The 20,254-nt window shown below is 62.5% G+C and carries 22 protein-coding genes and 1 pseudogene; 11 read left to right on the forward strand and 12 right to left on the reverse strand.

Annotated elements, in window-relative coordinates:
• Nucleotides 1-29: 29 nt before the first annotated feature.
• From phrB to NRG23_RS24720, 4 genes are all read right to left on the reverse strand, one after another.
• Nucleotides 30-1,475: a deoxyribodipyrimidine photo-lyase gene (gene phrB / locus NRG23_RS24705; RefSeq protein ID WP_257372594.1), complete on the reverse strand. Its 1,446-nt coding sequence runs from the start codon at nt 1,473-1,475 to the stop codon at nt 30-32.
• 14 nt (nt 1,476-1,489) lie between these two features.
• On the reverse strand, nt 1,490-2,428 hold the full coding sequence (locus NRG23_RS24710; RefSeq protein WP_009050781.1) for a MerR family transcriptional regulator: 939 nt from the start codon (nt 2,426-2,428) through the stop codon (nt 1,490-1,492).
• 3 nt (nt 2,429-2,431) lie between these two features.
• Nucleotides 2,432-3,400: a DUF523 and DUF1722 domain-containing protein gene (locus NRG23_RS24715; protein ID WP_016703575.1), complete on the reverse strand. Its 969-nt coding sequence runs from the start codon at nt 3,398-3,400 to the stop codon at nt 2,432-2,434.
• Nucleotides 3,401-3,712: 312 nt separating this feature from the next.
• Entirely contained in the window at nt 3,713-4,696 is a 984-nt protein-coding gene (locus tag NRG23_RS24720) for an NAD(P)/FAD-dependent oxidoreductase (protein WP_009050779.1), read from the reverse strand.
• Nucleotides 4,697-4,889: 193 nt separating this feature from the next.
• Here NRG23_RS24720 and NRG23_RS24725 point away from each other — a divergent pair, with 193 nt between their 5' ends.
• The gene (locus NRG23_RS24725) at nt 4,890-5,792 is read left to right on the forward strand and encodes a TIGR01777 family oxidoreductase (protein ID WP_028683377.1); all 903 of its coding nucleotides are present in this window, start codon (nt 4,890-4,892) and stop codon (nt 5,790-5,792) included.
• A gap of 13 nt (nt 5,793-5,805) precedes the next feature.
• Nucleotides 5,806-6,822: a ferrochelatase gene (gene hemH, locus NRG23_RS24730; RefSeq protein WP_016703574.1), complete on the forward strand. Its 1,017-nt coding sequence runs from the start codon at nt 5,806-5,808 to the stop codon at nt 6,820-6,822.
• Between the two features lie 89 nt (nt 6,823-6,911).
• On the opposite strand, the gene NRG23_RS24735 is transcribed toward hemH, so the two are convergent.
• Both NRG23_RS24735 and upp read right to left on the reverse strand, forming a co-directional pair.
• Entirely contained in the window at nt 6,912-8,186 is a 1,275-nt protein-coding gene (locus tag NRG23_RS24735) for a uracil-xanthine permease family protein (RefSeq protein ID WP_041984212.1), read from the reverse strand.
• A 2-nt stretch (nt 8,187-8,188) separates the two neighbouring features.
• Nucleotides 8,189-8,827 carry a uracil phosphoribosyltransferase gene (gene upp, locus NRG23_RS24740; RefSeq protein ID WP_007928379.1) on the reverse strand — a complete coding sequence of 213 codons (639 nt, stop codon included), beginning with the start codon at nt 8,825-8,827 and terminating at the stop codon, nt 8,189-8,191.
• Between the two features lie 166 nt (nt 8,828-8,993).
• Between upp and NRG23_RS24745 the strand changes: the two genes are divergently transcribed.
• The 4 genes from NRG23_RS24745 to NRG23_RS24760 all read left to right on the forward strand — a co-directional run bounded on the left by NRG23_RS24745 (nt 8,994) and on the right by NRG23_RS24760 (nt 11,035).
• On the forward strand, nt 8,994-9,551 hold the full coding sequence (locus tag NRG23_RS24745; protein WP_007928381.1) for a hypoxanthine-guanine phosphoribosyltransferase: 558 nt from the start codon (nt 8,994-8,996) through the stop codon (nt 9,549-9,551).
• 3 nt (nt 9,552-9,554) lie between these two features.
• Nucleotides 9,555-10,028, forward strand: coding sequence for a WbuC family cupin fold metalloprotein (locus tag NRG23_RS24750; protein WP_009050775.1), 474 nt, complete (start codon nt 9,555-9,557; stop codon nt 10,026-10,028).
• Nucleotides 10,029-10,198: 170 nt separating this feature from the next.
• Nucleotides 10,199-10,684: a hypothetical protein gene (locus NRG23_RS24755; protein WP_038635049.1), complete on the forward strand. Its 486-nt coding sequence runs from the start codon at nt 10,199-10,201 to the stop codon at nt 10,682-10,684.
• Between the two features lie 63 nt (nt 10,685-10,747).
• On the forward strand, nt 10,748-11,035 hold the full coding sequence (locus tag NRG23_RS24760; RefSeq protein WP_007928384.1) for a PA4642 family protein: 288 nt from the start codon (nt 10,748-10,750) through the stop codon (nt 11,033-11,035).
• A gap of 90 nt (nt 11,036-11,125) precedes the next feature.
• Here the strand turns inward: NRG23_RS24760 and mqo are convergent, their stop codons facing one another.
• Both mqo and NRG23_RS24770 read right to left on the reverse strand, forming a co-directional pair.
• Nucleotides 11,126-12,637, reverse strand: a complete 1,512-nt coding sequence (gene mqo, locus NRG23_RS24765) for a malate dehydrogenase (quinone) (protein ID WP_009050773.1) — start codon at nt 12,635-12,637, stop codon at nt 11,126-11,128.
• Between the two features lie 732 nt (nt 12,638-13,369).
• Nucleotides 13,370-13,603, reverse strand: coding sequence for a hypothetical protein (locus NRG23_RS24770; protein ID WP_025806225.1), 234 nt, complete (start codon nt 13,601-13,603; stop codon nt 13,370-13,372).
• A gap of 206 nt (nt 13,604-13,809) precedes the next feature.
• Here NRG23_RS24770 and NRG23_RS24775 point away from each other — a divergent pair, with 206 nt between their 5' ends.
• Complete coding sequence (locus tag NRG23_RS24775; RefSeq protein WP_009045547.1) at nt 13,810-14,394, forward strand: YajG family lipoprotein; 585 nt, start codon at nt 13,810-13,812, stop codon at nt 14,392-14,394.
• Between the two features lie 140 nt (nt 14,395-14,534).
• On the opposite strand, the gene NRG23_RS24780 is transcribed toward NRG23_RS24775, so the two are convergent.
• Entirely contained in the window at nt 14,535-14,741 is a 207-nt protein-coding gene (locus tag NRG23_RS24780; RefSeq protein ID WP_009050770.1) for a hypothetical protein, read from the reverse strand.
• Nucleotides 14,742-14,928: 187 nt separating this feature from the next.
• On the opposite strand from NRG23_RS24780, the gene NRG23_RS24785 reads away from it, so the two are divergent.
• Nucleotides 14,929-15,219, forward strand: coding sequence for a hypothetical protein (locus tag NRG23_RS24785; protein WP_009050769.1), 291 nt, complete (start codon nt 14,929-14,931; stop codon nt 15,217-15,219).
• A gap of 116 nt (nt 15,220-15,335) precedes the next feature.
• Here the strand turns inward: NRG23_RS24785 and NRG23_RS24790 are convergent, their stop codons facing one another.
• Complete coding sequence (locus tag NRG23_RS24790; protein ID WP_036985434.1) at nt 15,336-16,505, reverse strand: 1-acyl-sn-glycerol-3-phosphate acyltransferase; 1,170 nt, start codon at nt 16,503-16,505, stop codon at nt 15,336-15,338.
• Nucleotides 16,506-16,644: 139 nt separating this feature from the next.
• Here NRG23_RS24790 and NRG23_RS24795 point away from each other — a divergent pair, with 139 nt between their 5' ends.
• The 3 genes from NRG23_RS24795 to NRG23_RS24805 are packed head-to-tail and all read left to right on the forward strand — an operon-like array spanning nt 16,645 to nt 17,752.
• Nucleotides 16,645-16,827, forward strand: coding sequence for a CPXCG motif-containing cysteine-rich protein (locus NRG23_RS24795; protein WP_009050767.1), 183 nt, complete (start codon nt 16,645-16,647; stop codon nt 16,825-16,827).
• 9 nt (nt 16,828-16,836) lie between these two features.
• On the forward strand, nt 16,837-17,097 hold the full coding sequence (locus NRG23_RS24800; RefSeq protein WP_009050766.1) for a putative signal transducing protein: 261 nt from the start codon (nt 16,837-16,839) through the stop codon (nt 17,095-17,097).
• Between the two features lie 34 nt (nt 17,098-17,131).
• Nucleotides 17,132-17,752 (forward strand): SOS response-associated peptidase, encoded by a 621-nt coding sequence (locus NRG23_RS24805; RefSeq protein ID WP_016703569.1) that lies wholly within the window; start codon nt 17,132-17,134, stop codon nt 17,750-17,752.
• 159 nt (nt 17,753-17,911) lie between these two features.
• Here the strand turns inward: NRG23_RS24805 and NRG23_RS32915 are convergent, their stop codons facing one another.
• A complete protein-coding gene (locus tag NRG23_RS32915; protein WP_371356879.1) occupies nt 17,912-18,754 on the reverse strand; it encodes a methyl-accepting chemotaxis protein in 843 nt (280 codons plus the stop codon).
• A 60-nt stretch (nt 18,755-18,814) separates the two neighbouring features.
• A pseudogene (locus NRG23_RS32920) lies at nt 18,815-20,155 on the reverse strand (methyl-accepting chemotaxis protein); the annotation flags it as partial.
• Nucleotides 20,156-20,254: the final 99 nt, after the last annotated feature.

Genomic DNA, 20,254 nt, shown 5'->3' on the forward strand with positions numbered 1-20,254 from the left:
GAAACCACTGACGGACGCCTGCCGTCACCTTATTCCTGATACCCCTCGGCAACGCCCCGTGACGGCAGGTTCTTGAAGGCCGCCAGGGCGCGTTCGCGGGACATCGACAGATCGACCATCGGCGGCGGGTAATCGGCCACGCCGAACAGACCGCCGATGGCGGCCGGGTTGTGGATATCTTTTTCATTCAGCTCCGCCAGCTCTGGCAGCCAGTGCCTGATGAAAGTCCCTTGGCTGTCGAACCTCTGCGACTGGCTCAACGGGTTGAAGATCCGGAAGTAGGGCGCCGAGTCGGTGCCGGTGGATGAGCTCCATTGCCAGCCACCGTTATTTGCCGCCAGGTCGCCGTCGATCAGGTGGCGCATGAAAAAGCGCTCGCCCTGGCGCCAGTCGATCAGCAGGTTTTTGGTCAGGAACATCGCCACGATCATCCGCAGGCGGTTGTGCATCCAGCCGGTTTCCAGCAACTGGCGCATGGCTGCGTCGATGATCGGCAGGCCGGTGCGGGCCTGCTGCCAGGCCGCCAGCTCATCGGGGGCATCGCGCCAGGCCACGGCTTCGGTTTCCGGGCGGAAGGCCCGGTGCCGGGACACCCGTGGATAGCCCACCAGGATGTGTTTGTAGAACTCGCGCCAGAGCAGTTCGTTGATCCAGGTGACGGCGCCGGGGCTGCCGCTGGCGAACTCGCCCCGGTTGTTTTGCAGCGCCGCGTGCAGGCATTGGCGTGGCGACAGCACACCGGCGGCGAGGTAGGCCGAAAGCTGACTGGTGCCAGGCTTGGCCGGGAGGTCGCGCTCGGCCTGGTAGTGGACGAGCTGGGCCTCGGCAAAATGCGCCAGGCGTTGTTGCGCCGCGGTTTCACCGGCTGGCCAGAGCGCCTGCAGGTGCGGGCCGGGTGTCGGGAACCCTTCGACCTGCCTGGGCAGCGCATCGGCTTTTATCCTCAGCGCGGCTTGCGCCCTGGGAGCCGCCAGCTGTGGCGGCAGGGCGCTGTGCAGCCGGTTGTAGCAGACCTTGCGAAACTGGCTGAAGACCTGGAAGTAACCGCCGCTTTTGGTCAGCACACTGCCGGGCCGGAACAGCAACTGGTCGAGGTAACTGTGGAAGCTCACGCCCTGGCTCTTCAGCAGGCTGGCTACCGCCGCATCGCGGCGACTCTCGTGAATGCCGTATTCCTCGTTGACGTGCAGCGCCTCGACGGCCAGTTCCCGGCACAGTTGCAGCAGCACCTGGGGTGCCTGCTCCCAACTCGGCGCTTGGCGAATCAGCAGCGGGATGTTCAGCCGGGTCAGGTCGCTGCTCAGCTGCTCCAGGTTGCGCAGCCAGAAGTCGACCTTGCACGGTGCATCGTCATGCGCCTGCCATTGCCGCGGGCTCAGCAGGTACAGGGCCACGGTCGGCCCGCGCTGGGTGGCGGCGCTCAGCGCGGTGTTGTCATGCAGGCGCAGGTCGCTGCGTAGCCAGATCAGTTGCATGGGAGTTCCTGCATTTAGAGAAGTCCTAGCCCGGTCAGGGCCTGGTGCGCCGAGAGTGGGTCTGCGGCGAGGTGCAGATTGGCGATCTGGTTGGTGCAGATGGCCAGTTCGGCGGGGTGGATGCTCACCGCGGGGCCGACGATGAGTGCCGGGCAGTCGAGGCCGCCGAGCAGACGTGGCAATTGCCGCAGGTTGATCGACTGGCTCGCGTACAGCAGCACGCCCCGCGCTTTCAGGCGCTCGACGGCCAGGGCCAGCTCACCGGGGGGCAGCGGCCAGTCGAAGACTGCCACCGGGCAGTCGCTATTGCTGATCAGCCAGGCGCAGAGCCACAGGTGCGGCTCCAGCGGCAGGTCCGAGTGATTGATCAGCAGCAGAGGGGCGCCTTGCAGTTGGCGGTTGTTGTGATAGACCCGCACTGCGAATTTGCTGCGCAGCCAGGAATGGAAAAACACCCGCTCCATCTGCATGCCGAAGCGGCCCTGCCAGCGCTGTTCGAGTTCGTCCAGCAGCGGTAGCAGCAGGTGTTCGCATAAGGTGCGCGGCGGGTAGAGCGCCATGGCCTGGTTGACGCTTTCGTCGACCTGGCGCTCGGTCAATTGGCTGATGGCCTGGATCAGGCTCTGGCGTTGCAGGTGCCAGTCGTTGTGGGCCGCTTCGCCGAGTGCAGGCTCGGCGTCCAACAGGTGTTTGACCTGGCTGACCGCCACGCCGCGATTGAGCCAGGTCAGGATTTTCAGAATGCGTTGCACGTGTTCGTTCGAAAACAGCCGGTGACCCTTGGCGGTACGCTGCGGCACGATCAGCCCGTAACGACGTTCCCAGGCCCGCAGGGTGACGGCGTTGACCCCGGTCTGGCGGGTCACCTCGCGAATCGGCAGCCAGCCTTGCCCATGGGCGCGATCGGATTCGCTGGCGGATGCATCCGGGTCGTCGAACGTCGAATCGTTCATGGTTCAGAGCGCATTGCGCAGGCTGAGACTTTCCGGATGCGGCTGCAGGTACACCTGTTGCGCGATGTAGGGATCGGGGTGCCGGCGCAGGTGATGCTTGAGCAGGGTCAGCGGCACCACCAGCGGCACGATGCCGTGTCGGTACTGGCCGATGAGGTGCTGCATTTCCTGTTTGTCTTCGCGGCTGATGGCTTGCTTGAGATAGCCGCTGATGTGTTGCAGTACGTTGCTGTGGGTACGGCGGGTGGCGCACTTTTTCAGGGCCGCCATCAGCTGGCTGAAATAACGGGGGCCGATCTGCGCCGGATCGCTTTGGCCCATGTTGCCCAGCAGGGTGCCGAGGGCCTTGTATTGCTCCGGGTTGTGGGCCATCAGCAGGTATTTGTAGCGCGCGTGAAAGTCGGTCAGGCGGCGACGGCTCAGGCCTTGCCTGAGCACATCCTGCCAGGCGCTGTAGGCGAACACCCGGGTCAGGAAGTTTTCCCGCAGCACCGGATCATTGAGTCGGCCGTCTTCTTCCACCGGCAGGTCCGGATGGCGGCTGCAGAACGCCTGGGCATGGATTCCGCGCCCGCTGAGCTCGGCGGGACGGCCCTGGTCCTGGTAGACCTTGACCCGCTCCAGGCCGCAGGACGGAGATTTTTGCATGAAGATATAGCCGCAAAGGCTGCCCAGTTCATCGGCCATGCGCTGGCCGTAATCCGTGAGCGCCTGGGTGACATCCATGGCTGGATTGATGCTGCCAACGGCCCGCGGTTGCCGCGGATCGCCCACCAGGCGGATCGGTTCGCGGGGTGTGCCCAGGCCGATGGCGACTTCCGGGCACAGCGGGACAAACTCGAAAAACTCAGCGAGGTCCTGGCTGCACAGGCGCGATTCCTTGTGCCCGCCGTTGTAGCGCACAGGCGCACCCAGCAGGCAGGCGCTGATGGCGATTCTCGGTTTGTCGGCCTGGGTCGGATTGCTGGGCATGTGCAGGGCTCCGGTTTTTCATGTACAAAAAATATGATCTTGTACAACTTTGCCTCATCATAGGATCAAAGGTGTGCAAGTCAAATATTTTGTACAGGTTTGTTGCGCAGCCCTTCGGGTTACGTCCTGCTCATCTGTCGGTCGTTGGGCTTTAGTCGTTCGATTGCTGGCTGGCTAACGCAGGAGATTTTGGCGCGCGTTTTTCTTCATCTCGGAACAGTCCGATCAGCAGAAGTATGTTTCGGGTTTTGGTGCGGGGGAGACAGGCTGCTGTCCATGGCGACAGCAGCAAGGTTACGCGGGGTGATGCGCTTACAGGTTTTCGTGCAACCGGCGGGCGGCCTCCTGCCCGCTGAGCCAGGCCCCTTCGACGCGACCGGACAGACACCAGTCGCCGCACACATAGAGCCCCAGGTCGACATCCGCCAGGGCTCCCCATTCATGGCTGCTGGCCGGGCGGGCGTAGAGCCAGCGGTGGGCGAGGCTGAAGCTGGGGGCGGGCATGGCGCTGTGCAGCAGTTCGGCGAATGCGCCGTGCAATTGCTCGATCACCGCTTCTTTCGGCAGGTCGATGTGCTGGCGGCTCCAGGTGCTGCTGGCGTGCAGGACCCAAGTGTCGAGGCTGTTGTCGCGCCCTGGTTTGCTGCGGTTGCGGGCCAGCCAGTCCAGCGGGCTGTCCTGTACGAAGCAGCCTTCCACCGGGGTTTCCAGCGCGGTCTCGAATGCCAGGGCGACGGCCCAGGTCGGGTCCATCTTCACCCCGGCGGCGGCACTCGCCAGTTTTGGCGCGGCAGCCAGCAAAGCGGTGGCCTGAGGGGCCGGCGTGGCGATGATCACGTGGCTGAACGGGCCGTGGGTGAAACCTTCGGCATCCTGCAGGTGCCAATGCTGTTCGCCGCGGTAGACCTCGGTGATTCGGCAGGCGAAATGCACCTCCGTTTCGCCCAGCAAGCCACGGGTAATGGCGCTCATGCGCGGGGTGCCGACCCAGCGGGTCTGTTCGTCCGGCGACGGAGTGAGCTGGCCGCCATGGAAGTTGTACAGCTGCGGCGCCCATTCGGCGGCCCAGCCATTGGCTTGCCAGCGCTGGACTTCGGTGACGAAGCGCCGGTCGCGAGCGGTGAAATATTGAGCGCCCATGTCCAGGGCGCCGGCGTCGCTGCGCTTGCTGGACATACGCCCGCCGCTGCCGCGGCTTTTATCAAAGAGTTGCACGACATGCCCGGCGTCTCTCAGCGCCTGGGTGGCCGAGAGTCCGGCGATGCCGGTACCGATGATTGCGATGGGTACGGTCATAGGGGCCTCGTTTACCTTTCTGTGCAGACGCCGTCGTTAAAAACTGTACAATTTTGTTTTTTGGTATAGCTTTCGGCGTTATCGGTTTTACAGGGTGTCCTATTGTTAAACACAGAGCCTGCCCGATTGAAAAGATCCCTGCTTATAAAAATAGACTAGTGATCCGGGTAAAACGCCACGCGAGGAAGATGTCATGCACATATTGCTGACCGGCGGTACTGGTTTGATAGGACGTCAACTCTGCCGTCACTGGCTGACCCAGGGCCATCAGTTGACCGTATGGAGTCGTCGGCCTGCCGAGGTGCCCAAACTGTGTGGCACCCAGGTCCGCGGCATCGCCCGCCTGGACGAACTTGCGGAGGAGCCGGTCGACGCCATCATCAATCTGGCGGGAGCGCCGATCGCCGATCGGCCCTGGACCCACAAGCGCAAGGCGCTGCTCTGGAGCAGCCGAATTACCCTGACCGAAAAGCTCCTGGCCTGGCTGGAAAGCCGCGGGCAGAAACCCGGGTTGTTGATCTCCGGGTCGGCGGTGGGCTGGTATGGCGATGGCGGGGAGCGCGAGCTGAACGAAGACTCGCCTCCGGTCAGTGAGGATTTCGCCAGCCAGTTATGCATCGCCTGGGAGGAGACCGCGCAACGTGCCGAGGCCATGGGCGTGCGTGTGGTGCTGATTCGCACGGGCCTGGTGCTGGCGGCCGAGGGCGGCTTTTTGTCGCGCTTGCTGCTGCCCTTCAAACTGGCCCTGGGCGGGCCGATCGGCAACGGTCGGCAGTGGATGCCGTGGATTCATATCAAGGATCAAATCGCCCTGATTGATTTTCTTCTGCACCGCAGTGATGCCAGCGGTCCTTATAATGCCTGCGCGCCCAAGCCGGTGCGCAATCGCGAATTCGCCAAGACCCTGGGCAGCGTCTTGCACCGGCCGGCGGTAGTGCCGGTGCCGGCCTTTGTCTTGCGCGTCGGCCTGGGGGAATTGTCGTTGTTGTTGCTGGGTGGTCAACGCGCGGTCCCTGCGCGGTTGTTGGCCGCCGGATTCACTTTCCAGTTCACTGATTTGCGCGCGGCCCTGGATGACCTGTCCAGCCGCCTCTGAAATAGGACGTTGCATGACCGATCACGCGTTGCTCCTGGTCAACCTGGGTTCGCCGGCCTCCACCTCGGTGGCGGATGTGCGCAGCTACCTCAATCAATTCCTGATGGACCCTTACGTGATCGATCTGCCGTGGCCGGTCCGGCGGCTGCTGGTGTCGCTGATCCTGATCAAGCGTCCGGAGCAATCGGCCCATGCCTACGCCTCGATCTGGTGGGAGCAGGGTTCGCCGCTGGTGGTGCTCAGCCGCCGTCTGCAGGAAACCATGACGAGTGAGTGGAAGCACGGCCCGGTGGAGCTGGCGATGCGTTATGGCGAGCCGTCCATCGAGTCGGCGTTGTTGCGTCTGGTGGCCCAGGGGCAGAAGAAAATCACCCTGGCGCCACTCTATCCACAGTTCGCCGACAGCACCGTGACCACGGTGGTGGAAGAAGCCCGGCGGGTGATTCGCGACAAGAAGCTGGATGTACAGCTTTCGGTGCTGCAGCCGTTTTACGATCAGCCGGAGTACCTCGACGCGCTGGTGGCCAGTGCCAGGCCGCACCTGCAACAGGACTTCGATCATTTGCTGTTGAGCTTCCATGGCTTGCCCGAACGGCACCTGAAAAAACTCAATCCCGGCCACAGCCTGGACGGCGATTGCTGCCGCGACGCAACCCCCGAGGTGGCCGCCACCTGTTACCGCGGCCAGTGCCTGAACACGGCTCGGGCATTCGCCGAGCGCATGGGGCTGCCGGACGGCAAGTGGTCGGTGTCGTTCCAGTCTCGTCTGGGGCGTGCCAAATGGATCGAGCCCTACACCGAGGCGCGTCTGGATGAGCTGGCCCGGCAGGGGGTGAAGAAGATCCTGGTGATGTGCCCGGCGTTCGTCGCCGACTGCATCGAGACCCTGGAAGAGATCGGCGATCGCGGTCGCGAGCAGTTCCGCGAAGCGGGAGGGGAGGAGTTGGTGCTGGTGCCGTGCCTGAACGACGACCCGCAATGGGCCAAGGCATTGAACGCCTTGTGCGAGCGCGCGCCTTTGGCGTTGTAAAAGCATCGCGGGCAAGCCTCGCTCCTACGACCGACATCGTCTGTAGGAGCGAGGCTTGCCCGCGATAGGTTTCCGGCTGACGCAGATCCTCAGATCAGCGGCTCGTCAGCCTTCTTGTTCTTCCAGCCATCGTTGCCCGGCAGGATCAGGTTCAGCGCAATCGCGACGATGGCGCACAGGGCGATCCCTTTCAGGCCGAAGTCGTCCGGACCGGTACCGGTACCGATCAACACCCCGCCAATCCCGAACACCAGGGTCACCGAAACTATCACCAGGTTGCGGGCTTCGCCCAGGTCGATCTTGTGACGGATCAGGGTGTTCATGCCCACCGCCGCGATCGAACCGAACAACAGGCAGAGAATCCCGCCCATCACCGGAACCGGAATGCTTTGCAGCAGCGCACCGAACTTGCCGATGAACGCCAGGCTGATGGCGAAGATCGCCGCCCAGGTCATGATTTTCGGGTTGTAGTTCTTGGTCAGCATTACCGCGCCGGTCACTTCGGCGTAGGTGGTATTGGGCGGACCGCCGAACAGGCCGGCGGCGGTGGTGGCGATGCCGTCACCGAACAGGGTGCGATGCAGGCCAGGCTTCTTCAGGTAGTCGCGACCGGTCACGCTGCCGACCGCGATCACCCCGCCGATGTGCTCGATGGCGGGTGCCAGGGCCACAGGGACGATGAACAGGATCGCCTGCCAGTTGAACTCCGGCGCGGTGAAGTGCGGCAGGGCCAGCCAGGGCGCCGCAGCGATCTTCGCGGTATCGACCACACCGAAGTAGAACGACAGGGCAAAGCCCACCAGCACGCCGGAGATGATCGGCACCAGACGGAAGATGCCTTTGCCGAACACCGCGACGATCAGGGTGGTGAGCAGCGCCGGCATCGAGATCATCATCGCCGTCTGGTAATGAATCAGCTCGCTGCCGTCACCGGCCTTGCCCATCGCCATGTTGGCGGCGATCGGGGCCATGGCCAGTCCGATGGAAATGATCACCGGACCGATCACCACCGGCGGCAGCAGCCGGTCGATGAAACCGGTGCCCTTGATCTTCACCGCCAGGCCCAGGAAGGTATAAACGAAACCGGCCGCCATCACGCCGCCCATGGTCGCGGCCAGGCCGAACTGGCCCTTGGCGAGAATGATCGGGGTGATGAAGGCAAAGCTGGAGGCCAGGAATACCGGTACCTGGCGCCCGGTCACGAGCTGGAACAACAGAGTCCCGAGACCCGCCGTGAACAGCGCCACGTTGGGGTCGAGACCGGTAATCAGCGGCATCAACACCAACGCGCCAAAGGCCACGAAGAGCATCTGCGCGCCAGACAGCACCTGGCGCCAGAGCGGATCGTTGAACTCATCCTGCATGCTCAGGCGTCCTTCTGCTTGGTGCCGAAGATCTTGTCGCCGGCATCGCCCAGGCCCGGGATGATGTAGCCGTGCTCGTTGAGTTTCTGATCGATGGAAGCGGTGTAGATGGTCACGTCCGGGTGAGCTTTCTCGACGGCTTCGATGCCTTCGGGGGCGGCGACCAGCACCATGGCGCGGATGTCCTTGCAGCCAGCCTTTTTCAACAGGTCGATGGTCGCGACCATGGAGCTGCCGGTGGCGAGCATCGGGTCGATGATCATGGCCAGGCGCTCGTCGATTTCCGGAACCAGTTTTTCCAGGTAAGTGTGCGCCTGCAGGGTTTCCTCGTTGCGGGCTACGCCCACGGCGCTGACCTTGGCGCCCGGGATCAGGCTGAGCACGCCTTCGAGCATGCCGATACCGGCGCGCAGGATAGGTACCACGGTAATCTTCTTGCCGGCGATCTTCTCGACCTGGACAGGGCCGCACCAACCCGGAATTTCATAGGATTCGAGTGGCAGGTCCTTGGTGGCTTCGTACGTCAGCAGGGCACCGACTTCCTGAGCGAGCTCGCGGAAGTTCTTCGTGCTAATGTCGGCGCGGCGCATAAGGCCAAGTTTGTGTCGGATCAGCGGATGGCGGATCTCACGGATGGGCATAGGGAAAGGCTCCGGCGGCGGGCAAAAAAACCGGCCTAGATTAATCTATCCGAGGGTGTTGTCCTATAGACATCTAAGTACGTTAGTCCAGAAACGCTTGATCTGACCGGGCCGGATGCGTACCTTTGCTCGCTTTTCCGAAACTGCCACCCCCCTGGAGAGCGCCATGTCCGCTGATCTCGAGCATATCCGTCAAATCATGCGCGAGGCTGACTGCCTGTACACCGAAGCTGAGGTCGAGGCGGCCATCGCCCGAGTCGGTGCACAAATCAATGAACAACTGGCGGAACGCAATCCGGTGGTTTTCTGCGTGATGAACGGTGGCCTGATCTTCTCCGGCAAGCTGCTGACCCACCTCAAATTCCCGCTGGAAGCTTCCTACCTGCACGCCACCCGCTATCGCAACGAAACCAGCGGCGGCGAGCTGTTCTGGAAATCCAAGCCAGAAGTGTCCTTCATCGACCGTGACGTGCTGATCATCGACGACATCCTCGACGAAGGTCATACCCTGGGCGCGATCATCGACTTCTGCAAACACGCCGGCGCCCGCGCAGTGCACACCGCCGTGCTGATCGACAAGGATCACGACCGCAAGGCCCGTCCCGACCTGAAAGCCGACTACGTTGGCCTGCCATGCGTGGATCGCTACATCTTCGGTTACGGCATGGACTACAAGGGTTACTGGCGTAACGCTGCCGGCATCTTTGCCGTCAAGGGCATGTGAATCATGAGCGAGCCGAGCTTTCTGGATCAGTCGCTGTTTGCCGAACTGGCCGAAAAAGCCTCGGCCAGCCCCCGTCGTCGCCACCACCACAACTTCCATCAGATGCAAGAGCCTTGTCACCGCATGGCGGTGGGGCTACAGCCCTCCACCTACATCCCGCCCCATCGCCACCTGAGCGACGACAAGGCCGAGACCCTGCTGGTGCTCAAGGGGCGCCTGGGCCTGCTGATTTTCGACGACGCCGGTCAAGTGCTGGGCAAGCGGGTGCTGCAAGCGGGTGGGGATTGCATGGGCGTCGACCTGCCGGTCGGCGTCTACCACGGCCTGGTGGTGCTTGAGCCCGATAGCCTGATGTTCGAATGCAAGGCCGGGCCTTATCGTCCGGTCGGCGAAGGCGAACTGGCCGCTTGGGCGCCCCGCGAGGGTGAGCCGGGTGTGGCCGAATACCAGGCCTGGATGCGCGCCCAGTTCGACTGAGCACCGTCCTCGCTCCTGTAGCCGCTGCCGCAGGCTGCGATCGAGCGGCACGCTCGTAGCGATCTCAAGGATGTCAGAGGTCCTGCGGACCTATCGCAGCCTGCGGCAGCGGCTACAGGGTGGAAAGGACAACCCATGCTAGAGTGCATCACTCTTGCCTGGAGTCCCTCATGAGCCTTTTGATTCGCAGTTGCGCGGCCTTTTTTCTGATCCTGAGCCTGCCCCTGGCCGCCGCCCCTGCGCCCATGCACGCGCAGTTCCTGCCTCCCGATGACCTGACCCTGCGTGATGCCGCCCCCGAGCAGCAACAGTTGTTGCAGGTCACCGAGTACTCGGTGGTCATCGGCAGCCAGCGCCAATCCAACCAGCAACCGATCCCGGTCACCTCGCCGCTGCTGGTCCGCCTCAAGGGCAAGCCGCTGAACAAGGGCGCGACCATCAGCCAGGTGCTGGTGAACTTCGACGGCGAGAGCAAAAGCCTGAAAAAGCCGCAGTTCGACGACAAGACCAAGACCCTCACCCTGTTCTACCCGCTGGCCCAGTATCGGGTGGTGATGGACCTGCTGCGCAACGACACGGTGTATTGCCAGTTCCTCAGCTACGCCAACGGCCACATCTGGGCCGATCTGCACACCGGCGCGGTACGCTCGCGTTGAGGCCCGACGCGGCCTGGGGGTAAACTGCCTGCCCCGTGAAATGTCTGCGAGCTGGAGTCGGCAATGCGTAAAGATAAGAAACAAGTGATTGGTGACGAGATCGGCGATGCGCAGATCAAACTGTTCCTCGATTTCGAGCCGGCCGACGCCACTTCGCCGTCCCTGCACAAGCTGATCAAGGCCTATCGTGGCCTGCGTATCGACGATTTCGAACGTTTTCTGGTGTTCTTCGTCGAGGCCGGCTACGACCTGGATGGCAAGGACGAACATGGCAAGGACTTCGTGGCCCTGATCCAGGACCAGCGTAACGCCGCCGATTACATCGAACTGATCGAAAAAGCCCGCGGCTGAAAACGCGCTGCGCCGGCTGTGGTTGTCTTTAAGCGGCCATAAAAAACGCCCCGTTCTCCAAGAGAGCGGGGCGTTTTTCATGAGCGCGGCTTAAGCGTAGCTTTCGGCTTCGCTGCTCTGCTCGACCAGCTCCAGGCTGACGTTGTTCTCGCTGTTGATCTTGCGATACAGCGTAGCGTCGGTTTCCAGGGCCTTTTCACGGGCCGGGAAGATTTCCTTGAGCTTGCTGGCCCACTCACCGGTCGCCTTGGCCGGGAAGCAGCGCTCGATCAGTTCGAGCATGATCGAGACAGTCACCGAAGCGCCTGGCGAAGCGCCAAGCAGCGCGGCGAGAGAGCCGTCCTTGGCTGCGACCAGCTCGGTGCCGAACTGCAGCACGCCGCCTTTCTTCGGATCTTTCTTGATGATCTGCACCCGCTGGCCGGCCACTTCCAGGCGCCAGTCTTCGGCTTTGGCTTCAGGGTAGAAGCGACGCAGGGATTCCAGGCGCTGCTCCATGGACTGCATCACTTCGCTGACCAGGTACTTGGTCAGGTCCATGTTGTCGCGAGCCACCGCCAGCATCGGGCCGATGTTGCCGGCGCGAACCGACATCGGCAGGTCCATGAAAGAACCGTGCTTGAGGAACTTGGTGGTGAAGCCGGCGTAAGGTCCGAACAGCAGGGATTTCTTGCCATCGACCACACGGGTGTCCAGGTGCGGCACGGACATGGGTGGCGAACCCACGGCCGCCTGGCTGTAGACCTTGGCCTGGTGCCGCTTGACCACTTCCGGGTTGTCGCAACGCAGCCACTGGCCGCTGACCGGGAAGCCGCCGAAGCCTTTGCTCTCCTCGATGCCCGAAGCCTGCAGCAGCGGCAGCGCCGCGCCGCCAGCGCCGAGGAACACGAACTTGGCATCGACGTCGCGGCTGTTGCCGCTGTTGACGTCCTTGATGCTCACGGTCCAGCCGTTGTCCTTGTTGCGTTTCAGGCCGGTCACGCGCTTGCAGTACTTGACCTGGGCATCGGGTGCGCTGGTCAGGTGCTTGAGCAACTGGTTGGTCAGGGCGCCGAAGTTGACGTCGGTGCCATTGATCACGCGGGTGGCGGCGATGACTTCGTCAGCCGGGCGGCCAGGCATCATCAGCGGCATCCACTCGGCCATCTTGGCCTTGTCCTCGGTGTATTCCATGTCCGCGAAAGCGTGGTGCTTGCTCAGCACTTCATAGCGCTTCTTCAGGAAGGACACGCCGTTCTCGCCCTGGACGAAGCTCAGGTGCGGCACCGGGCTGATAAAGGACTTGGACGAGCCGAAGGTGCCTTTCTTGGTCAGGTAGGACCAGAACTGCTTCGACACCTCGAACTGGGTGTTGATGTGCACGGCTTTCTTGATATCGATGGAACCGTCGGCGGCCTGTGGCGTGTAGTTCAGCTCACAAAGGCCGGCATGGCCGGTACCGGCGTTGTTCCACGGGTTGGAACTTTCCGCGGCACCCGAATCCATCAGCTCGACGACTTCCAGCTTGATCGCGGGGTCGAGTTCTTTGAGCAGTACAGCGAGGGTGGCACTCATGATGCCGGCCCCAACCAATACGACGTCTACTGCTTCGTTATGCGCCATTAACGCGTCTCCAAAATCTGCAGCACCAAATTGACGGCATAGCTGCCAGGAGTAGGGGGCGGTTCACGTTATGCCCCAGGTCACTCATGGCCAGGATCGCCATGTCCGAATCTTCGCAATTTTTCGCAACTTCGACGGACGCTACCAACCAGGCCTGATCCGCGTATGAACGCATTTCAGGGCAGGGCGGGCAATTCGACTTATGGTCAAGAGTCCGTTTGTGCAACCAAATCCGTAGCGGACAGGCTTCAAGCGCAAGTATCTGAGGCGTGCTCGGTCCTGTGTAATCGGGCTGTTGTAGACGCTAATGGTGCCAGTACAGACGCAAAACTATTCATTTGCTCGCCACACTCTTGTGAAGTTGTGAAAACCCGTTTTTTCACGCTCTTTTGAAGACGTGAACCTCAAAAAAGGGCTGTCCAAGCCTGGCACCGGCCCGAGGGGTGAATGCCGACATGGAACACGTGGCATTAACGGGCGAACAGCTCAGTGGCCGAGCAATGGCAGCTCTGCAGATGCGCGAAAAGCGGTGGTTTGCAAGATGAACAGCAAGCACGCCGGCTTCACTCGATCTGTGTGGGCGGCTCTCTGTGGGCAATGCGGGGGAGCTGATGCTGATGCGTCAGCGATGCTGCGAGGCCCGATCAGGAGACGTCCTTATAATCGGGGGGAGATTGTAACGAAGAAACGCGCAGAAATGATCCTGTTTAATGACTTTTATTAGGCTTTTGGTCAGGTAGCCATCATCGGTTGTACCCGGGCGCGGGCAATGCGTGGGCTGACACGGGCGCTGGCGGGGAGCGGCTGGTGCAACCAGTTGAGACGGATTTCCTCGATTTCCACCCAGCCGTCGCCCATTGGCGGCACTTTGCAGTGCTTGAACGCCTGGCAACGGCCCTGTGGGTCGAGCTTGGCGAAGCTGCGGTATTTCTGGCGCGGAGCGAACAAGGACCAGAGGAAATGCATGGCGATGTACCTGTTGGGCAGTTGCGATGAAGAATGCCGCCTGGGCGTTACATGGCCATGTAACGCTCGTGACGGGGAGGTTACAGCAAGCGCCTGGCACCGAACCTGTATGAGAGCTGACTGACTCGCGCCGGGCCGCTGGTTAGCGGCCGCCGACCCCCGCTATACTGCGCGCCTGTCTGTGCCTGATTTCTGGAGAAATGAGCATGTTGCAACGCCTGTTGTTCGGTTTGATCACTGTGACCAGTTTGACGCTGGCTGGTTGCGCCCATAGCCCGCAACAACTCAGCCCGGAACCGAAGCTCACCACTCAGCTCGCGCCGGTCGGCCATGGCCAGCCGGTGGTCGTGAAAGTGGTCGACGGCCGTCCGTCGCCGACCCTGGGTACCCGTGGCGGGCTTTACCCTGAAACCAGCGCGATTACCGTCCAGGGCGCGCAGATCCTGCCGAAGCTGCAGGCCCAGGCCGAAGCTGCGGTACGCCTGCTGGGCTTTACCCCGACCGCCAACGCGCTGAATGCCCCACAGCTGACTGTGACCCTGGCCGAGCTGAAGTATCAGTCGCCCAAGGAAGGCCTGTACGTGACCGAGGCCACCATCGGTGCGACCTTCCGTTCCGATGTGCAGAACGCCAACCGCCGCTACAGCGGTCGTTACGGCGCCTCCCTGGACCAGCGTTTCGGCATGGCGCCGAACCAGGAAACCAATACCAAGCTGGTCAGCGACGTACTCAGCGATGCCCTGACCCGCCTGTTCAAGGACCCGAGCATCGGCCAGATCCTCGGTGAATGATGTGAACCTGTAGCCGCTGTCGCAGGTTGCGATAAGGCCCGAAGGGCCTTGCTTGACGGCTTCGGCGCGGTACACAAAAAAGCCCGGCTTCCACAGAAGCCGGGCTTTTTATTGGCTGTCGATTTGTTTCGAGCCTGGCCTCACGCCGCCTCGACGTAAAAATCCAGCACGCTGACCCCTGTCAGCAGATCGGTTTCCGGAAGGTCCGCATGCTGGTGCCCGCCGAGGGCGCAATACACCAGCCAGTGGCGGTCCTGGACGTTGAAGGCCAGGCCACCGACCAAGGCTTCCTGTTCGTCGCTGGGGGCGATCAGGTAGAGGCGATCCTGGTTTTCTGCGTGCAGCATGACAAGCTCCGTGTCGGTTTCGAGGGGCGCCAGACTGGCCTGTTTGTATGACGAACGTATGACAGGGCGAATTAACCGGCCAACGGGTTGTTATCTGTCGGAAAGCCCAGGCAGAAAGTGGGCCTTTGGGTAAAATCCGCGCCGCGAGCCGCCAGGGCTCGTTATCCGGTTTCATTCGAGGTTCGTGATGTCGCTGCAACTGATCTGGTCGCTGTTCAGCGCCCACCCCGCCAAGCTGATCAATATTCTTGCCTTGCTGTTCGCCTTTCCCGGCAGCTGGTTGTTGCACGCCACCCGACGTCGCGAGCAGCGCGCACTGGCCAATCTGGCCGCCCAGGGCCAATCCCGTTCCCAAGAACCGCTACCGGCGCAGACGTTGGATGATGCGACCTTGCGCATGAACCGGTTCTTCTACCGTTTCGGTTTTGCCTGCCTGGGGCTGGCCTTGCTGGTGTCGTGGATCAGCACCCGGTTCTGATGTGGCCCGCAGATCGCTATCGCGAGCAAGCTCGCTCCTACAAGGGGCGTTACTCGCAATCAACGTACAGAAACGACAACGGCGCCCGAAGGCGCCGTTGTTGTGTGCGGTGAGCGTTATGGCAAGGCCAGTCCCGCCTTGACCCGATACTGATTGCGCACCGGCGTCGCATATTGCAGCACCAGGTACGGGCGATGCTCCTCCGGGCAGGCGTCCAGGCGCCGTTGCCACTCTTCCTGGGCCTTGGCCAGTTCGTCCGCCGGGAACACCTGGGCCGCGCTCGGAACCTGCAGCTCCGGATCGGCATCGCTCCACTGGGCGTAGGCCAGGTAATGCACCGGGAACAGGCGATAGCCGCCGAGGATCTGCCGGTCCATCTCCACCGCCAATTGCTTGGTGTCCTCGAACAACTCGCTGATCGGCGCGGCGAAGTTCACGTGGACCCGGCCTTTATAGCCGGTGATGCCCTTGGCGATGCTGATATCGTCCTCGCCCGGAGCCTTGGTATAGCTGCCGGTGGTGGCGCGGATATACAGCTCGCGGGCCTTGGCCTGATCGCAAGGGTCGTATTCGTAGCTGATCGACACCGGGGTCAGGTTCAGCGACTGGATGACCTCGCCGAACGGCTCATCCTTGCGGCTCATGTGGAACATCTTGAGGATCGCCGACTCGGTACGGTCGTCGCCGTCCTTGGCCCGGCCTTCGGCCTGGGCGATCCAGATCGACGCGCAATCGTTGCGGATCGAGTGGTTGATGTAGGCCGACAGCAGTTGGTAGGCGGCCATTTTTTCCCGGCGTCCGGTGATCGAACGGTGCACGATGAAGCTCTTGTTCAGACGCATCAGGTCGCTGACGAAAGGCTTCTGCAGCAGGTTGTCGCCGATGGCGATGCGCGGGGTCGGCAATCCGGCGTGGTACACCGCGTAATTGACGAAGGCCGGGTCCATCACGATGTCGCGGTGGTTGGCGATGAACAGGTAGGCGCTGCCGGACTTGAATTGCTCGACCCCGGTGTAGGTCACGCCGTCGGTGGCCCGCTCGATGGTGTGGTCGACGTAGAACTCGACCTTGTCCTGCAGGGTCGCCACCGAAGTGACCGCGGCGAACTCACGACGCAGCCGATGAGCTATAAGGGGTTTGAGCAGCCAGCCGAAAGCGCCGGCAAAGCGCGGGAAGCGGAAGTGGGTGAGGATATCTAGAAACGCCTTGTCGCCGAGCAGTCGAGCCAGCACCGCTGGTACTTCACTGTCGTCGTAAGGTCGGATGGCATCGAATTCGCCCATCATGCTCTCTTGTTGGAAACGGCTAGGTAAGAAAAGGTTTGGATCGAAAAATAGCCGGGCGCGGTCTGAAAAGTAAGCTCAGATCTCAATAGCCCTGCAAATAGACCGGCGATTATACGCACAAGTCACTCCGGAGGCCGCGATGCTGGAAACCGAACGCTATCAATGTCCCTACTGCGGTGAAGAGGCCGAGGCCGTGCTGGACCTGTCCGGCGGCGATCAGCAGTACATCGAGGATTGTCCGGTCTGTTGCCGGCCCATTGTGTTCACGTTGCAGACCGACGGTGAGGAATGGATGCTCGAGGTGCACAGCGAAAACGAGTGAGGGGGTTATATGCAGCGAGTCTACGAACCGGAAAACCTGCTGGAAGGGGAATTGCTCCAGGGCATGCTGGCCAGCGAGGGGATCGAGGCACACCTGGTGGGGCGGGATTTGCTCGGCGGCACCGGTGAGTTGCCGGCGTTCGGCCTGCTTGGGCTGGCGGTGGATAACGACCAGGCGCAATACGCCCGGGAACTGATCGCCGCGTACAATGCCGCGCTGCCGATGCCCGGCGACGAGCCGGCCAATCATGCTGGCGTGCTGATCTGTTAGGCTGGCCGCCGATTTTCCGAGAGTTGTTTGCCCCATGTGTGGACGTTATGCCCTGTTTCGCTGGAACCAAGCGTTTGCCGCCTTGCCCGGATTTCCGGCGGATCAGCAGGCGCAGTGGAATATCTCGCCCAACGATTCGGTGCTGATCCTGCGCAGCAGCGATGGCCAGCGCAACCTCGCCCGCGCCCGCTGGGGCCTGACGCCGCCCTGGCTGACCGATCTGTCGCGCACCCCGGCCCATGCCCGTGCCGAAACCCTGGCCGAACAGCCGATGTTTCGCGAAGCCTTTCGCCAGCGCCGCTGCCTGTTGCCGGCCAACGGTTTTTACGAATGGCGCGGCGGCACCCGTAAACGCCCGTACTGGCTGACGCCAGGGGAGGGCTCGTCGCTGTTCTTCGCGGCGATCTGGGAAGCCTATCCGGTGCAGGAACAGGTCTGGCTGAGCACCGCGGTGGTCACCCAGCCAGCGGCCAGCCAGCGTCGGCCATTGATCCTCGATGCCCAGGGCCAGGAAGCCTGGCTCGACCCACAGACGCCATTGCCGGTGTTGCAAGCCTTGCTGGCCAGCCCACCGGCCGCCTTGCGCGAGCGGGTGCTGGCCAACCTGGTGAACGATCCGAAGCTCAATGCCCCGGAATGCCTGACCCCGGGTTGATGCTGTCCTGTGGCTCCAACCCGGAATCGTGTGGCCTGAATCAGCGAGCGCTTCGCACGGAGTGCCGCCCAGCTCGATCGCTGCCGAAGGCTGCGCAAGGTCCGCAGGACCTTGAGCGTTAGTACGGGCCACGCCTGCTTTGCGGCCGGTCGCAGCGGCTTACACCTTGAACTGATTGATCAGGCGCCGCTGCTGCTCGGCCAGCTTGGTCAGGCCGGCGCTGGCCGCGCTGGACTCGTCGGCGCCGCCCGCCACTTCGTTGGCCACCTGGCCGATATTGATCACGTTGCGGTTGATGTCCTCGGCGACGGCGCTCTGCTCTTCGGCGGCGCTGGCGATCTGGGTGTTCATGTCGTTGATCACCGACACCGCCTGAGTGATGGTTTCCAGGGCCTCGGCCGCTTTCGCCGCGTGCTGCACGCTTTCGTCGGTGCGGTTCTGGCTGTCTTCCATGACCCGTACCACATCGCGGGTGCCTTGCTGCAACTGCTGGATCATCGACTGGATTTCTTCGGTCGCCTGCTGGGTCTTCTGCGCCAGGTTGCGCACTTCGTCGGCCACCACGGCAAAGCCGCGGCCCTGTTCGCCGGCGCGGGCGGCTTCGATGGCGGCGTTGAGGGCCAGCAGGTTGGTCTGCTCGGCGATGCCGCGAATGGCGATCAGGATCGCGTTGATGTTCTCGCTGTCCTTGGCCAGGGTCTGCACGACGCCCACCGCCCTGCCGATTTCCACGGCGAGGGCGCCAATCGCGGTCGAGGTGTCGCGCACGATCCGCATGCCCTGGCTGGCGGCCTGGTCGGCATGGTTGGCGGCTTGCGCGGCCTGGGTCGCATTGCGGGCCACGTCCTGGGCGGTGGCAGTCATTTCATGCACCGCGGTGGCCACCTGGTCGATCTCGGCCATCTGCTTGTGCACGCCCTGGTTGGTGCGAATGGCGATATCGGCGGTGTGTTCGGAGGAGTCGCTGACACTCTGCACCGAGGTCACCACCTGGCTGATCATCGCCTGCAGCTTGGCCAGGAAGGTATTGAAGCCCTTGGCGATCGAGCCCAGTTCGTCGGCGCGGTCGCTGCTCAGGCGGCGGGTCAGGTCGCCTTCGCCCTGGGCGATATCGTCGAGCATGGCCACCATCTGCTTGAGCGGACGGGCGATGCCGTGGCCCACCAACCAGATCACCAGCAGGCCGAGGCCGGCGATGATCAGGCCGACCATGGCCATGCCGAAGGTGTCGGCCTGGCGTTGTTCGGCCAGGTCGTTTTGCAGTTTCTGCAGGTCGGCCATGACGGCGTCCAGCGGCAGTTGCAGCATCAGGGTCCAGCGGGCGTCGGTCTGGCCAATGCCGAACGGCAGGTACAGCTCGATCCGCCCGTGGGCCTGGTCGACGTTGTAGTTCACTTCGCCGCGCTTGAGGTTGCCGAGCTTGGCGACTTCTTCGCTGTCGAGAATGTCGCTGACCTTTTCGCCGAACTTGCTCGGGTCCTTGGTGTAGGCCACCAGCCGGCCATTACCACCGATCAGGGCCATCTCGCCCACACCGTTGTAGAGCTTCTGGTTGGCGCCCAGGAGCATGTCCTGGATGAAGTTCACCGACAGGTCGGCGCCGACGATGCCCTGGAAGGCCCCGTCGAGCAGGATGGGTTCAATAAAGGAGGCAAGCATGACGATCTTGTCGCCGACCTTGTACGGCGCCGGATCGATCACGCAGGATTTCCTGCTTTCCTTGGAGCACAGGTAGTACTCGCTGGCGCGTACGCCGGTGGACAGGACTTTCTGGTCGTCCACGTCCACCAGTTTGTCCAGGCCCAGGCTGCCATCTTCGTTGCGGAACCACCATGGCAGGAAGCGCCCGTTGCTGGCATCGATACCCACTACCTTGGTGTCGACATAGGCGCTGTCGTTATGGTCGATGGCGTTCTTTTCCCAGCCTATATAGGCACCGAGAATCTTCGGGTTCTGTGCGACGTTTTCCTTGATCAGGCTGATCAGCTGTTCGCGGCTGAGATTGAGCTGTGGATTGCCGTCCGCGCCCTTGCTGCCGATCAGCGCGTTGACCCGCACCAGCCCGCCGGCGATCAGCAGGGGCGCCTCGAGTTCACGCTGGATCTGGCTGACCTGGGTCTGTGCCAGTCCGACCAGCCGCTGTTCGATGACTTGCTCGAATTGAGCCTGGGTTCGCTGTTGCACCATCTCCTGGGTCCGGGCACCGGCGAACAGGGCGTACAGCACCAGGGCAACGACCACGCTGAGGACGATGGCACCGGCCAGGGCGGCCACGGAAAACTGGATCGACTTGAATTTCATAAGGGCTCCGGACGCAGGAATGACGTCTGCCCCGCTGTATCGGCAAGGCCCTCGCCGACCATGAGCGAGGATCGGAAAAATGACTGTTTTGTAGGCTGACATGTCGCAAATGGACAGCTGCCGGGCGTTGTCGGGCGCGGCGGGGAGGGTTCTGTGAATTTTTTCCTACGCTGCCCTGTAGCTGAAAACAGCGTGCTACAC

The organism is Pseudomonas sp. T8, assembly GCF_024610635.1.
Lineage (GTDB): Bacteria > Pseudomonadota > Gammaproteobacteria > Pseudomonadales > Pseudomonadaceae > Aquipseudomonas > Aquipseudomonas chlororaphis_I.